The following is a 13869-nucleotide window of genomic DNA, read 5'->3' on the forward strand; positions in this document are numbered from 1 at the left end:
ATGCGATCACATCGCTTTGACGAGCGCGAACAGCCGGAAATCCTCGAGCGCCGCGTGCCGATGCGGGGCGACTTCGCGCCGGTAAGTCTCGTTATCGACGATCGAGCGGAAGGTGGCGAAATCGCCGTACTCATTGAGCGCCGCTTCGTCCCAACGTTCGCCTGACGAGCCGACAAGGCTCGCCAGGACCGGCCCGGCGAACATCCGCACGAGCGGCTTGCCGGCCGCGAGACGGCGAAATGCCGGCCTATAGCGTTCATGAAGGGCTTCACGGCCCGAGCAGGGCGCGGCGTCGAAGCCGTCCTCGTACCGCGCATGCACGCGGTAGCGCAGCAGATTGAGCATATAAACCGGCTGGCCGGGTGGAATCGCGCGCTCGGCTTCGTCAAGGGCTTGCAGAGTGATTTCGACGAGGTTCATGGGACTTCCCGCGTTTTGAGCGCTGCAGAATGCGCGCTGACGCTCCGTATCTAGCGGTCCGGGAAGGACTCTTGTAGTGACCGCGTAGCCATGATTATGTGGACTACATGTCCACAACGACCTTGCCTCCCGACGTCTCGCGTCTCCTCGCCTTCGTCCGCGTCGTCGAGGCGGGCTCCTTCGCCGAAGCCGCGCGGCGGGCGGGAACGACCACCTCGGCGATGTCCAAGGCGGTGGCCCGCTTCGAGAAGGCTCGCGGCTTGCGGCTTTTGCATCGCTCCACCCATTCGTTGGCGCTGACCGAAGAGGGCGACAGGCTGATGGCGGCGGGACGCGGGCTGGCCGAAAGTCTCGCCCGTGTCCAATCCGCGCTCGGCGAAGTCGCGCGCGACGATGGCGGACGGGTGCGCGTGACCGCGCCCGCCTCGTTCGCGCGCGCCTGCATCCTGCCGCGACTGCCCGCGTTCCTGCGGGAACGGCCGGAAATCGAGATCGAGGTCAAATTCCGCAACGAGATTCTCGATCTCGCGGCGGAAGGTGTCGACGTCGCGATCCGCTCAGGGCCCCTCGACCGCGCGCCCGGCCATCAGGCGCGGCGGCTTTGCACCTTCTCATGGATCGCCTGTGCCTCGCCGGCCTATTTGAACGCGCGCGGCGCGCCGGCGACTCCTTACGAGCTGTCCGCCCACGTCCACGTCGGCTTCCGCAATCCTGCGAGCGGTCAGATCCTGACCTGGCGCTTTGCCGACCCGCGCGGCAAAGCACCCATTCGCGTCACGCCCAAGCCCAAGCACATTTGCGACGACGCGCACGCTTCGCTTGCCTTGATCGCGGATGGGTTTGGGATCGGCTGGGGACCAGCGTGGCTCGTCAGCGAAGACCTTCGCGCCGGCCGCCTGGTCGAAGTGCTTGCGCCCTGGCGCGCGTCTGGGGAACCGCTATGGATGCTGCGCACCTCCGACCGCCGCCCGCCCCTGCGCACACAGCGCGTCATGTCGTTCCTCAAAACGCTTCCCGCCGCGTTCAGCGACGCAGCAGTGTGACGCGCCGGCGTCACCGGGGCAACGACGCGATCGCCTCAGCCGCGGCGCGACAGGAAATCCAAAACGCCTGTCTTGTAGACCTTGTCACCGACCGCGCGCATGTGATCGCGGCCGGGAATATCAAGCACTTCCGATCCCGGGATGATCGCACCTAACGCGCTGGCCGAACCCGCAACGTCATCGGCCGAGCCGACCGCGATCAGCACGGGCACATCGATGCGCGCGGCCTCGTCGCGGGTCATGAGATCGCGCGTGCCACGCAGGCAGGCGGCCAGCGCCACACGGTCGGAGCGGGTCTGGTCCGCAAACGCACGAAAGGTGCGGCCGACGGGATCGCTGACGTCGTCGAGCGAGGGCGCTTCCAGCGCCTTGGCGACGTTCTCGCCAGGACCTGTGCCCTCGATCAGGCCGCCGATGCCGATGCCGCCGAGGATCGCCGAGCGCAGGCGCTGCGGCTCGTTGAGGCCGAGCCAGGCCGTCATCCGCCCGCCCATCGAATAGCCCATGATGTCGGCCTGCGGGATGGCGAGATGATCCATCAGCGCCAGCACGTCGCTGGCCATGGTGGGGATCGAATATTGCGCGGGATCGTAGAGCTTGACGCTCTCGCCATGGCCGCGATTGTCCAGCGCAATGACGCGGCGGCCGTTCTTGCGCAGCTCCGAGACCCAGGTCGGATAAACCCAGTTCACATTCTTGCTGGAGGCAAAGCCGTGCACCAGGATGATCGGCTCGCCCTCGCCTTCGTCGAGATAGGCAATTTCAACGGCGCCGTTGTGAAAGCTCGGCATCAGCAGGTCCACAATGTTGGTGGGGAAGTTCGATCTTAGGCGGTCGGGACCGCGCTGGCCAGAGCAGCCTCAGCTGCCATCTGCGCCCGGCGAAGCCGCCGGGCCCGTCTGCGATCGCACCATGCCTGCGTCAGGCGCTCCGTGGTCGCCTTGATCGAGGATATTAGGCCGAACAGCGTCAGCGCGGCACCGAACAGCCACAGCGTCAGATCGAACGCGCCGCCGACGAGCAGCAATGCACCACGCCCCAGCAGCTTCATGATCGCGCGCGTCTTGCCGCCCTGCGCTTCCGCCAGCCGCGCCGCGCGCGCGACATCCTTGGGCCCTTCGGCAATGCGCAAGCTATCCATGGCGCCGCGCGTCCCTGATTTCTCGACGACGCGCGTGACGTCCTTGCCGAGCCGGACCAGCGCACCGGCCTTCTCGACGCGGAATGCGGCCTTGATTGCGCTCACGGTCTCACCCGGGCGGAACACCGAACCCTTGGCGACCGCGTTCTGCAGCAACGGTGCGTCGACCACTTCGCGCGCGGACCGGCCGGCCCATGCGGCGAGACCCTCGCCGAGCCGCCCGACCTTGCGGGCATCCTTCACCAGCGTCAGCCCGGCACGAACGGGCGCGGCGCCGCCGGCGGACACGTAGGTCACGGCGGTGACCGCAAGACCTGCGGTGGCAAGCCCGAGCACCAGGCGATCGGTATCCTCACCCATCGCAAGATGCTTGCCCTCGCGCACGACGTCCCTGATATCGCCGATCACGAAAAGATCGCCGGCGACCGTCCCTGACAGGCTGGCGACATCATCGGCATTGCCGGTGACGAGACCGGTGGCGAAGCGCTTGGCGAAATGCGAGGTGGAATTCTCGGTCTTGACCGCGTCGCTGACCCTGCTGAGCACATCGTCGGGCAGCGCGATGTTGCGATCACGCGCGAGCGCGACAAAGCTGTCGGCGAGATCGGCATCACCAGCCCTCAGCGCAGCCTCGATATTGTCCTGAACCAGGTGGTCGTTGCTCGCGAGGGCCTCATCAAGCTTGAGCTCGGACAAGGCCGCGGGATCGTCCCTCGCGGCGAGCACAGCGCCGGCCTGCCGGGCATGCGGTGCTACCTGCGCGAGCACGAGGCTGCATGCAGCAATTCCTGCCAAGGCGAAGCTGATTCGCAGCCACTTCATGCTGAAAGCCTGGACATTGGCAGAATCATTTTGCGCCTGATGGTTGGTCTTTCGTCGCGAATTCGCATGTCCGAGACAGATAGTATGCCCAAATTGCGACACAACGTCCCCGACGAAAGAAGGGCTTCTCTGAAGCGACAAGATTGTGTCGAATTTGCATGAGCAAATGAGCATGGGGCAATTGCGAACCTTTCGGTTCCGTCGGGCTAGCAATCACTTGCACCCAACAGTATGGTCCGCGCGTCAATAATATGCGCGTCACTGCTGATTGTGTCTGCCGCCATTGCCACTCCAGGATGAACTACGATGTCCGACCATGTCGTCCCGCACTTCCATAACGATGCCGGTGTCCCCGTCATCGAGATCGGCTCGCAAGAGTTCATGTGCGTCGGCGCCAACCCTCCGTTCGACCATCCGCACGTGTTCCTGGACCTCGGCAACGACAACGAGATCATCTGCCCGTACTGCTCGACGCTGTACCGCTTCGCCGCCGACCTGAAGGCGGGCGAAGCCCGTCCGCCCGAATGCGTCTTGAAGGACAAGGTGGCCTGACCGCTTCCTTCGGTCAGGGTGGCCCTCCCGCGAACGATCGTCATTGCTGGTGCCGGGATCGGAGGATTGACGGCTGCGCTTGCGCTCGCTGAGCGCGGGTTTCGCATCGTCGTGCTGGAAAAGGCCGAGCGGCTCGAGGAGGTCGGTGCCGGCCTGCAGCTCTCCCCCAATGCCAGCCGCGTGCTGGTCGAGCTTGGCCTCACCGACCGGCTCAAGCTGCGCGCCGTGGTCCCGGAAGCAGTCTCGATCATGAGCGCGCGCGCCGGCGGCGAACTGTTGCGGATGCCGCTCGGCGAAGCGGCATCAGCGCGCGCCGGGGCCCCCTATTGGGTCGTGCACCGCGCCGACCTGCAATCGGCGCTCGCGGGTGCTGTCGCCGATCATCCCGATATCGATTTGAAGCTGGGCGCGACCTTCGAGGATGTCGCCCCTCACGCCAAGGGACTGACGGTCGTGCATCGCAGCGGCACCATCCGCCGCAGCGATCTCGCCAGCGCGCTGATCGGCGCCGACGGCATCTGGTCGACGGTGCGCCAGCATCTGTTTCCCGAGGTGCAGCCGCACTTCGCCGGGCTGATCGCCTGGCGCGGCACGCTGGATGCCACGCAATTGCCGAAGGATTTTACGGCGCGGCGGGTGCAGCTCTGGATGGGCGCGAATGCGCATCTGGTCGCTTACCCCATCGCGGGCGGCCGCCAGCTCAACGTGGTGGCGGTGCTGCCGGGAACCTGGAACAGGCCTGGCTGGAGCACGCCAGGCGATCCCTTCGAGCTGATGGAGGCCTTCGCCGCGCCGCGCTGGCCGCCGACGGCGCGGATGATGCTGGCCACCGTCGACAGCTGGCGCAAATGGGCGTTGTTCGGCGTGCCCGACGGATGCCCCTGGAGCAAGGGCCCGGTCGCGCTGCTCGGCGATGCCGTGCATGCGATGCTGCCGTTTGCCGCGCAAGGTGCCGGCATGGCGATCGAGGATGCCGCCGTGCTCGCCCGGCATCTGAGCCTCGAGGACGCCGAGGACGCGGGCAGCGTCTCCGCAGCACTGCAGCGATATGGCCAGGCGCGTCAGGCCCGTGTCAGGAAAGTGCAGCGCACCGCGCGGCAGCAGGGCCGCATCTATCATCTGGGCGGTGCCTTCGCGCTCGCGCGTGATCTGGTGATCCGCGCGCTGGGACCCGGGCGCATGCTGGCGCGGCAGGACTGGATCTACGGCTGGCGTCCGTGATGCGAACGCCGCGGCACGCTAGCGCTTCGGCGCGGGCTTGATGTCCGGCCGCTGAGGTGCGGTGGTCGCCGGCGTCATGTTGGGCGGCGTTTCCCGGCACCGGCTGCGGCGCCAGGCGTCTTCGGCCAGCTGCGCCGAGCCGCGAACCGCGAGGTAATCGTTGCGATAGGCGAGCTCAGACACGACGGCGCCGCCGGTCCCGGTCTCGGCCTTGTCCATCAGCCTCTGCAACTCCGCGGTGCGCTCGGCGAGTTTTTTGCGCTCGGCCTCGAGTTGCTTGCAGTCGTACAATTCGTATTTGGCGGGATCGGCAAAGGCGGGTGCGACCGTCTCGCTCATGCCGGCGCAGCCTGATAGCGCGAAGCCGGCCACGACCAGCGCGGCAACCGCGCAAGGCGCGCGTGAGGAAGAGAAAGGCGAAGCAGGCATGGGTCGCAAAATAGTCCTTCGTGAATTGACAATGCCTAAAGCAGGGCCAGATGTCCGGATTGAGGCTTTGCCTTGTGCCGCCGGCTCGCTTAAGCAAGCCCCCCTATGCAGCCGAAGCGCCGATTCCAGACGGCTGGACGGGGCTTAAATGTTTGATCTCGTTGGATCAAGCGGGCATGGCGGAATTGGTGGACGGAAAGGGACTTAAAATTCAGCCAGATCCGAAAACAGCCCGGCGCATCGTCGACGCAGCCGGTACCGATCTAGCCCTAGCACCCCGTCTTTAGAACGTGCCCGATTTCGATTGGCGTACAGTCCTCTTTGCTAGCAGCCCTGATCTCCATCGCCACCAGAAACGTAACCAGGGCGAGGAGAGCCACGCCCACAACAAACACTTTCATTGCATTCCAAATCCCGCATTCCGGCGCGGCTTCTGCCACAACCTGCGGGCGAGAGCCACCCTGCCGCCGGTAAGGTGGTAAACGGGCCGCTTCACGTTGACGTGTATTCGACGCGCAGCCCGTACTCCAAACAGGGGACGGCGCTACCTATCGGACTTCGACGCTCGCCACTCAAACCGGCACGACGACAAGGCGCAGCTCTACGCGTTCGACTGCCTGGCGCTTGATTGCTGGCGCGCTACGTCGGCCTGCGCGGGCAGACCAATTTCGACAGCAGTGCGCTATCGCGCCCGCAAGAACAACAAACGGGTGAACCTGTGTCTAACCGGAGGGTTTTTCTGTCCAACGGGTTGCCCTCCGCACCGAAAAATCGTTATAGCTCAATCATGCGGGCATGGCGGAATTGGTAGACGCAAGGGACTTAAAATCCCTCGGCTCGCAAGAGCTGTGCCGGTTCGATTCCGGCTGCCCGCACCAACGTTATCTTCGTCCAGCGGCTGGAGATAAGGACATATCGTCGGGCGAAGGCAGATTCGGCCATGTTAGACGGGGTGCGGAAATGCCCCAGGCTCAGCAGCTCCCGCGATGCTGCGATGCTGCCCCAGAAACCCGCGGTTCTCTTGCTGTCTTCTTCAAATGAAGACAACGTCAGTTTTTGCTGTAGGCGCGGCGCGCTAGTTAAGTGCGCTGGACTGCACCCCTTCAGGGGTGCAGTTCAGCGCTGTCACCGTAATCTTGACGAGCGCCGTGCCCGTCGCAAGCGGCTTTGCATCACAAATGCCGAGGAGCCGGCATTGTGCCGCTACCTATCGTTAGAGCAAGCAGAGTGATGTCAAGGCGGGCCGCAGCAAAAGCGGGTGCGAAGGCGAAACGTCAACTCGTTCTAATTTGATGGTGGTTAGAATAATTGCAGAGCCGCTGCTGATTGCGTCTCAGTGCGGTAGGATTGCAGTGAGAAGCGCGAACAGTCGTTCCCACACTTTATGCCGAAAGTGGTCGTAGAGGTCGGCGAGGCGCGGACAATATACGAGGGTGGCCTGTGAAAGCTGAACGGAAAATCCTGATCTGCGGAGCTGGTGTGGCAGGCCCAACCTGCGGTTACTGGCTGAGCAAAAACGGCTACTCCGTCGTTATAGTCGAAAAAGCGAAAGCCCTGCGCGATGGCGGGCAGAATGTCGATATCAAGGGTGCGGGGCAGCATGTCGTCGCAAAGATGGGCTTGACGGAAGCGATCGAAGAGAAAAACACCCGTGAACAAGGTCAGAAATATCTGGATGCAGAGGGCAACGAGATTGCTGCTTTTCCCAAGGGGTCAGTAGGCAGCCTGACGAGCGATTACGAAATTTTGCGCGGCGACTTAGCCCAAGTCCTTTTCGACGCCACCCGTGGGATGTGCGAGTACAGATTTGGCTTAGCCGTAAGCAGCCTCGAAGACGATGATCAAGGCATATCCGTAACCTTCAATGATGGGTCAGTTGAAGACTTCGAGCTGGTGATTTGCGCCGAGGGATTCAATTCGCCGACAAGGGCACTGGTTCTTGCCGAGCAGACTCACCTTCGCTATCTCGGCGCATATATGTCGTTCTTCAAGATTCCCCGGCGTCCGGAGGATGACAACTGGGCCTATACAGTTAACGGCATAGGAGGGACGTTCATAGCCCTACGGCCCGGCAAAGACCAGGAGACGACGGTTCTAATTACTTTCCTCAGGGGGAAAGACGACGTTGCCGCCGACGATCCTACGGCAAGAAGGGAACTGTTGCTGGGCGCCCTCAAAGGCCGGGGTACAGTCGCAGATCGAATCAGCGAAGAATTGGGATCGGTCCGTGATTTCTATTTTGGACCGATGAGCCAGGTCCATGCGACGACCTGGTCGAAGGGTAGATTCGTTCTGCTGGGCGATGCGGCGCACTGCCCCACGCCATTCACGGGAGAGGGAACCGCTTTAGCCCTCGTCGGAGCTTATGTCCTTGCGGGAGAGATCAAGCGCGGCGCGGATTACAAGGCGGCCCTTGCTTCTTATGAAGGGCTTGTGCGTCCCTACGCCGAAGCATCGCAAAAGCGCTTGAACCCGACACTCGTCCGGTTGATTCACGTAAAGTCGCAGACGGGGATTTTGCTGACGCGGATTATTCAGCGGTTCTTTTCAAACAAAATCGTGCAGAAGCTGCTGAAGCCAAACGACGAGAAGCGGGCAAGAAAGATAGCGGACGACTTCGCCTTTCCGACGTATCAATAACTTGCTGGCGGCGGCCTGAGCTTCGCATCCCCCGTTCACCGGTGTGCTCGCCGGTAACGGCATCGCCATCAGCATGGACGGCCACGGCGCCTGGCGGGACAACGTGTTCGTCGAGCGGCTGTGGCGCAGCGTCAAATATGAGGAGGTCTATCTGCGCGCCTACGAAGGCGTTAGTGAAGCGCGCACCTCGATCGGCCGCTAGACATCACTTTCTAAATACAACGCGAAGTTTTTTATTTTACCTCCACATCTTATATGCTAGGCGACGCGTTGAACGTGCAATTGAGCGCCTTGCGCTGACGTGTTCGTCAAGATTGAGAGGAAGAGAACGATTTTGCAATTTTGCTTCCCCTGCGAACACAGTGGTCAAATCTTCAAAGACACACTTGCCCCAGCCGAACCAAACACGGGTCAGAACGCCAGGATCTCTCCACCGCCCGAAGAATCGCTGTGACCAAACGATAGGCAATGGTCCGATCATGTTGTCGTCGGGAGCGGACACCACGTTCCTCGCAGCAACGCCGAAATCTTCGCATCCTTCTGAATGACAAGCTAGCAGCACAGCTTGCTGCCTAGAGCACAGGGCGTCCTGAGCGGAGGAGTCTACTCACGCATTCTTGAACCGTTCCCCACTCTACACGCCACGCACATGAGCAACTTCTTCGCCGGTCAAGATCGACAAAAACGAAAACGCCTTGTAGGTGTCTTAGATTCGCTCAACAATCATGAGATGTATCGCCGATACCCGTGATCTTTGGAAGGACCAAGACTACCATGCAGCAATCTCTGACCGCCGAAGCTGATTTGGGGCTTAGGCAAAAAGTTCGGTCCAGCGATATTGTGTTCTCCTTGAAGCTGGCGATTTTGACGATCGGCTCGGTTGCCGGCGGCTATCTTGCGAGCTGGCACAGCACCGCCTTCGTCGTCGTGGGCATAATCCTTCTTGGCCTTTGGCAAGCCCACGCGGTGGAGCTTCAACACCAAGTTCTGCATGGCTTAGGCTACCGAAACGCACGCATCAACCATCTGGTCGGCGTCCTGCTTGGGCTGCCGATGCTGGTTTCATATTCGGGATACAGGGCTAGTCATCTTCGTCATCACCGGTTGTTGGGTACGCCGGACAACAAAGAGTTCTTCGACTATGGGGATCAGTACGGTGGAAAACCGCTGACCATATATCAGGTGGCCTTGCGACTTTTGATGTTGCAGCACTATGTCACCTTCGCCAGGAGCGCATTAACGGCGCTACGCAACAAGCCGTTCGATGGTGAGAGCAAAGCGACCTCCGATCGAATGCGATTTGAATACCTTCTCATGCTAGCTGCGATCTGCGCGCTTCTAATCCTTGGGCTCTGGCTCCACGAATGGCGCCCGCTTATCGCTTGGGCGGCTTCTTTCGCGTTGGTAGCGACGCCGGTTCATGCCCTGATCGAGATGCCCGAGCACTATCTTTGCGACATGACAACGACTGACGTTTTCGCCAATACGCGCTCCATCAAGTCGAATCTGTTTCTGACCTGGTTCACCAACGGTAACAACTACCATGTGGAGCATCATCTTGCTCCCGGACTTCCAATGGAGGCACTACCGGATCTATTCGACCAGAATGTCGGAAAGCATCAATACGTTGAACCGACCTATCGCGAGTTCTTTCACCGCGTGTGGATGAACAACCGCTAGATCAAAGTCGGAATACTTTCGGCCTCTCGACGGAGACTTCTATGGAGCTGACGATGACCAAAAGCAAACTATCCAACTACGCGCCGCTCCAACCACCATGCGGGGAGGCGCGAGTTCTGACCAAGGCCGACTTCACCGCAATCATGGATCTCCGTGAGGTCGTCTTTGCCGCCCTGCCGAACCGCCAATTTCTTTATCCGGAGGACGATGACGAGAGCTTCATTCGAGATCATCTTGGCTTAGAGGGAATGAGTGTCGGCATTTTCGATGGCGGACAACTGATCGGGTTTACGAATGTCACCCTTCCAGATGGGAATCGGCTTGGCGAGCCGTGGCTTGGCATTCCCGGTCGACGCGTTCAGCGCCACCACGCGTTGCTTATGAACGGCATCGTGCGGCCCGGATTTGAAGGAAACGGACTCCACAAATACCTTATCGCCGAGCGTCTTCGTATCGCGGAAGCCGACAATCGACCTTTGGCGCGCGTGTTGGCGTCGCCTTACAACTATCGAAGCTGGGGCAACTTCATTTGGCATGGCTTCATTGTGAAGGGATTTATTCGCCCTTATGAACCAAAGTTCGGGACACTCCTGCGCTACGTCATGGACGTGGACGCGCGCCAAAAGCTCGTTGGCAACAGAGAAACATCCGTTCTCGTCGACAGCCGTGACATCGAGAAGCAAGAGGCATACTTCGAGCAGGGAATGCTCGGCTTCAATCGCGTCATGGACGGCCCGACGGCGTCGATCGAATTGATGCATCCAATCGAGCCTCCAATCGAATATTGAGCGGCGATTCGACGTCGGCGCCGATTCCTCTGCGCCTGCTCGCCATCCCTGGTAAAGTTCTCGCATGACATCGAATATCAGAAGCCTTTACGATCTGTATGCCGCCAAGCTGATACCATCCGACCGAGTCCGACCGCTTGTTGAAGTCGTCGAACGTTATCCGGTCGCGCTCACGGAGGCGATGGCCGGCCTGATCGATCGCGACCGTCCTGAAGACCCAATCGCGCGACAGTTCGTACCGACTATGCTCGAACTTGATGCGCGCTCGCACGAAGAGGTAGATCCGATCGGCGACGACTCGCACAGCCCCGTCCGTGGCGTGGTGCACCGGCACCCCGATCGAATTCTATTGAAGGCGACAGGGGTTTGCCCGGTCTACTGCCGCTTTTGCTTTCGGAAAGAGATGGTCGGCCCGCAAGCAAAACGCGAGATGACCGCCATCGACCTCCAGCGGGCTGCGGAATATGTCGCAGGCCACCCCGCCATACGCGAGGTTATAGTGACGGGCGGAGATCCCTTCGTTCTTTCTGCCGAACGGATACGCTCGATAACCGAGACCTTTTCAGCCATTCCACATGTTCGGATCTTGCGTTGGCATACCCGCGTGCCGCTTGTTGCACCTTCGAAAGTGACGGATGCATTCGTTGGCGCTCTCGCGACGGACAGATGCGCGATCTTTGTCGCCATTCATGCAAATCATGCTCGAGAGTTTACGGACGAAGGCCGTGCAGCCATCCGCCGTTTGCGACAAATCGGCGTCAGCCTTCTTGGCCAGACAGTCTTGCTTCAAGGCGTCAACGACAATATTCGTTCGCTAAGTGAGTTAATGATGGCTTTTGTCGAAGCTGGAGTGAAACCTTATTACCTACATCACCCCGACCTCGCGAGAGGAACGGGCCACTTTCGAGTGAGCCTCAAGAAGGGCGTTGCCCTAATGGACGAACTGCGCCGCTCGGTTACCGGGCTAGCACTTCCGACTTACGTTCTCGATCTTCCGGGAGGCATCTTCAAGGTACCCTTGCCTGGTGCATGCTCATTCGGTGAGGATGGCACCGTCGAGCTCAAAGATCCGTTTGGAAATATTCATCTCTACCGAGATGCGCTCTAGTACTTCCTGTTAAAGAACGAGCGAGGTCTTTGATTATGCAACACGACAAGTTCGACATCCTGCAAATAGAGGAGCGCGGCTTCAATGCATGGCCCGCCATTCATACGACTCACGTAAACGGCTGGCTGATTAGAGTTGGAGGTGGCCTAACAAAGCGGGCGAATTCCGCAAACTGTCTCACGCCGTTTGGATCTTTTACTGAGGTCAAGAACGCGGCTGAGTTGATTTTTGAACGGCAAGCTCTACCTCCGATCTTTCGGATTACGCCTCTCGTCCCGGAAGGTATCGATCGCTTGCTGGAGCAAGATGGATACACGAGCGAAGACGCCTGCATTGTTTTGGCAGCTACGAAGGACACATTTCCCGCGAATTCCGCCGGCAACATTGTGCTGCGAACGAGGGCCGAAGAAGAGTGGTGCGACGGCGTCGCTCGTGCGAGCGCGATACCTGCGCACTTGCGAACTGCCCACGATCGACTTGTGGGTTCCGTTCAACTGCCTACCGCCTTTGCGACGGCGTATGCTGACGACGTAGCAGCCGGATACGCGATGGCAGTGATCGACCGCGGCATGGTCGGCATATTCGACGCGGTCGTGAACCACTCACACCGTGGAAAGGGAATTTGGCAAGCACTTGTGGCGAGATTGCTCCATTGGGGTGAGCAACAGGGAGCAACCGCATCCTACTTTCAGAGCACCGAGACAAACGAAGTTATTCGCAAGCTTGGCTTAAAGCTCGGCTTTCGTGAAATCTACCGTTATCACTATCGCTGCCGTCTCTGAACTCAAGCTTTCCTTCCTTGAGCGGCATAGATGGCGACGCCGTAGCTGAGCGCGCCGATTGTGGCCAGCGCAAATAATACCCAAACAACGGGCCCGTAGCTTCCAAATTTGTCCCATGCAATCGCCACGGTGATAGGCGCCGCTGCTGCGCCGATGCGGGCGACAAGAGTGATTGTTCCATTGATCGAGCCGTAGCCTTCGGGTCCAATCAGGTCGGGGATTGCGGTTCCGCGGAGGATGGTAATGAGCCCATTTGCCGTACCGTATAGAACAAGCGCCGAAGCAGGCGCTATGGTAACTTGCGGTAGTGCGAGCAGCAGCGCCAACGAGACAGGTAAGGCTGATACGGTGACGATCCCAATCGTTTCCATCGAAAAATACCGACGGGTCGCCAGCAATGCAACACGACTACCCACCTGTGCAGGTCCTATCAACGAGTAGGCAAAGGTGATCGTTAGATCGGAGAAGCCTCGCTCGTGCAGGAGTGGGATGATGTGAAACACGACTACCGAGGCAAGGGTGGAATGAATCGAAAACGTGACCAGGAGAGCCCAGAACGAGGGATGGCGTAGCGCGCGCTTTAGGGCAGCCGTACTCGCTGCCCCGGCATCGGATTCGATCTTCCCCTTCATCGTCGTTGATCGCTCGCGCAGGCCAAGCGCGTGGATTGGCAGGCATACAACGAAAAGAATGACCGCAAGCATGAGCAGGGTCGACCGCCATCCCTGCCAGCTAACTAGCCAAGCTGAAATTGGGACAAATACCGTGGGAGCTAGCCCCCCCAACAAAGTCATTCGACTGATCTGATCTCTGTAGCTTGTGGGAAAGCGTCGCGTCAGCACGGCGAACCCGGCCTCGTAGAGAGATCCAGACATAGCGACGCCAAGTCCAATGCACACGAAATAAAGCGTAGAGAGGTGCTCCATGCTCGACCAGAGGAGGAGGCACGCCCCCCCAAGTAATGTACCTCCGGTCATAATGATGCGCCCGCCTAACCTGTCGAGACATATTCCGACTGGAAAGGCCGCCAATCCCGTTATGAGGAGCCCAATCGACCAGGCGCCGTTGACGGTGGCCTTATCCCAACCGAAATCGCGCTCGATCGGCACTGATACAACGGCAAAGGTATAGTAGAGAGCGCCCCAGGAAATAAGTTGAGCTAAGGAGAGGAAGCCGACAAAGGAAACGTCGCGACGGGTTTCCGACTGGCCATCCCGCAATCGTCGAAGCCCGGTCAGCACCC

General features: G+C 60.2%; 13 protein-coding genes, 1 tRNA gene and 1 pseudogene. 10 read left to right on the plus strand and 5 right to left on the minus strand.

What is annotated here, in order from left to right; all coding sequences use genetic code 11:
* Positions 1-6 precede the first annotated feature (6 nt).
* A complete protein-coding gene (locus tag HYH07_RS11540) occupies positions 7-420 on the minus strand; it encodes a hypothetical protein (protein WP_220002606.1) in 414 nt (137 codons plus the stop codon).
* Between the two features lie 107 nt (positions 421-527).
* Between HYH07_RS11540 and HYH07_RS11545 the strand changes: the two genes are divergently transcribed.
* Positions 528-1463, plus strand: coding sequence for a LysR family transcriptional regulator (locus HYH07_RS11545; RefSeq protein ID WP_220002607.1), 936 nt, complete (start codon positions 528-530; stop codon positions 1461-1463).
* Positions 1464-1498: 35 nt separating this feature from the next.
* On the opposite strand, the gene HYH07_RS11550 is transcribed toward HYH07_RS11545, so the two are convergent.
* On the minus strand, positions 1499-2254 hold the full coding sequence (locus HYH07_RS11550) for an alpha/beta fold hydrolase (RefSeq protein WP_220002608.1): 756 nt from the start codon (positions 2252-2254) through the stop codon (positions 1499-1501).
* 35 nt (positions 2255-2289) lie between these two features.
* Positions 2290-3426 (minus strand): hypothetical protein, encoded by a 1137-nt coding sequence (locus tag HYH07_RS11555; protein WP_220002609.1) that lies wholly within the window; start codon positions 3424-3426, stop codon positions 2290-2292.
* Positions 3427-3732: 306 nt separating this feature from the next.
* Between HYH07_RS11555 and HYH07_RS11560 the strand changes: the two genes are divergently transcribed.
* Together HYH07_RS11560 and HYH07_RS11565 are read left to right on the plus strand one after the other, a co-directional pair.
* Positions 3733-3978 carry a zinc-finger domain-containing protein gene (locus tag HYH07_RS11560; protein ID WP_007602543.1) on the plus strand — a complete coding sequence of 82 codons (246 nt, stop codon included), beginning with the start codon at positions 3733-3735 and terminating at the stop codon, positions 3976-3978.
* A gap of 18 nt (positions 3979-3996) precedes the next feature.
* Positions 3997-5199, plus strand: a complete 1203-nt coding sequence (locus HYH07_RS11565) for an FAD-dependent monooxygenase (protein ID WP_220002610.1) — start codon at positions 3997-3999, stop codon at positions 5197-5199.
* An 18-nt stretch (positions 5200-5217) separates the two neighbouring features.
* Here HYH07_RS11565 and HYH07_RS11570 read toward each other — a convergent pair whose 3' ends face one another.
* Entirely contained in the window at positions 5218-5628 is a 411-nt protein-coding gene (locus tag HYH07_RS11570; RefSeq protein ID WP_220002611.1) for a twin-arginine translocation pathway signal, read from the minus strand.
* 789 nt (positions 5629-6417) lie between these two features.
* On the opposite strand from HYH07_RS11570, the gene HYH07_RS11575 reads away from it, so the two are divergent.
* The 7 genes and pseudogenes from HYH07_RS11575 (at position 6418) to HYH07_RS11605 (ending at position 12626) form a co-directional block, all read left to right on the plus strand.
* Positions 6418-6506 (plus strand) — tRNA-Leu (locus HYH07_RS11575).
* Positions 6507-7068: 562 nt separating this feature from the next.
* Positions 7069-8268: an FAD-dependent monooxygenase gene (locus HYH07_RS11580; protein ID WP_220002612.1), complete on the plus strand. Its 1200-nt coding sequence runs from the start codon at positions 7069-7071 to the stop codon at positions 8266-8268.
* Between the two features lie 34 nt (positions 8269-8302).
* Positions 8303-8467, plus strand: a pseudogene (locus HYH07_RS11585) (IS3 family transposase); the annotation flags it as partial.
* A gap of 575 nt (positions 8468-9042) precedes the next feature.
* The gene (locus HYH07_RS11590; protein WP_220002613.1) at positions 9043-9948 is read left to right on the plus strand and encodes a fatty acid desaturase; all 906 of its coding nucleotides are present in this window, start codon (positions 9043-9045) and stop codon (positions 9946-9948) included.
* Positions 9949-9989: 41 nt separating this feature from the next.
* Positions 9990-10736 carry a hypothetical protein gene (locus tag HYH07_RS11595; RefSeq protein WP_220002614.1) on the plus strand — a complete coding sequence of 249 codons (747 nt, stop codon included), beginning with the start codon at positions 9990-9992 and terminating at the stop codon, positions 10734-10736.
* A gap of 64 nt (positions 10737-10800) precedes the next feature.
* Positions 10801-11844, plus strand: coding sequence for a lysine-2,3-aminomutase-like protein (locus tag HYH07_RS11600; RefSeq protein WP_220002615.1), 1044 nt, complete (start codon positions 10801-10803; stop codon positions 11842-11844).
* A gap of 35 nt (positions 11845-11879) precedes the next feature.
* Positions 11880-12626, plus strand: coding sequence for a GNAT family N-acetyltransferase (locus HYH07_RS11605; protein ID WP_220002616.1), 747 nt, complete (start codon positions 11880-11882; stop codon positions 12624-12626).
* Between the two features lie 2 nt (positions 12627-12628).
* Here HYH07_RS11605 and HYH07_RS11610 read toward each other — a convergent pair whose 3' ends face one another.
* The gene (locus HYH07_RS11610) at positions 12629-13867 is read right to left on the minus strand and encodes an MFS transporter (protein WP_220002617.1); all 1239 of its coding nucleotides are present in this window, start codon (positions 13865-13867) and stop codon (positions 12629-12631) included.
* Positions 13868-13869 lie beyond the last annotated feature (2 nt).

It is taken from the genome of Bradyrhizobium sp. BR 10261 (genome assembly GCF_019455395.1).
Lineage (GTDB): Bacteria > Pseudomonadota > Alphaproteobacteria > Rhizobiales > Xanthobacteraceae > Bradyrhizobium > Bradyrhizobium manausense.

What these genes read in the sequence shown, in the direction of transcription:
- HYH07_RS11540 (WP_220002606.1), bottom strand. Translation starts at nt 420, where the DNA reads ATGAACCTCGTCGAAATCACTCTGCAAGCCCTTGACGAAGCCGAGCGC.
- HYH07_RS11545 (WP_220002607.1), top strand. Translation starts at nt 528, where the DNA reads ATGTCCACAACGACCTTGCCTCCCGACGTCTCGCGTCTCCTCGCCTTC.
- HYH07_RS11550 (WP_220002608.1), bottom strand. Translation starts at nt 2,254, where the DNA reads ATGCCGAGCTTTCACAACGGCGCCGTTGAAATTGCCTATCTCGACGAA.
- HYH07_RS11555 (WP_220002609.1), bottom strand. Translation starts at nt 3,426, where the DNA reads ATGAAGTGGCTGCGAATCAGCTTCGCCTTGGCAGGAATTGCTGCATGC.
- HYH07_RS11560 (WP_007602543.1), top strand. Translation starts at nt 3,733, where the DNA reads ATGTCCGACCATGTCGTCCCGCACTTCCATAACGATGCCGGTGTCCCC.
- HYH07_RS11570 (WP_220002611.1), bottom strand. Translation starts at nt 5,628, where the DNA reads ATGCCTGCTTCGCCTTTCTCTTCCTCACGCGCGCCTTGCGCGGTTGCC.
- HYH07_RS11590 (WP_220002613.1), top strand. Translation starts at nt 9,043, where the DNA reads ATGCAGCAATCTCTGACCGCCGAAGCTGATTTGGGGCTTAGGCAAAAA.
- HYH07_RS11595 (WP_220002614.1), top strand. Translation starts at nt 9,990, where the DNA reads ATGGAGCTGACGATGACCAAAAGCAAACTATCCAACTACGCGCCGCTC.
- HYH07_RS11600 (WP_220002615.1), top strand. Translation starts at nt 10,801, where the DNA reads ATGACATCGAATATCAGAAGCCTTTACGATCTGTATGCCGCCAAGCTG.
- HYH07_RS11605 (WP_220002616.1), top strand. Translation starts at nt 11,880, where the DNA reads ATGCAACACGACAAGTTCGACATCCTGCAAATAGAGGAGCGCGGCTTC.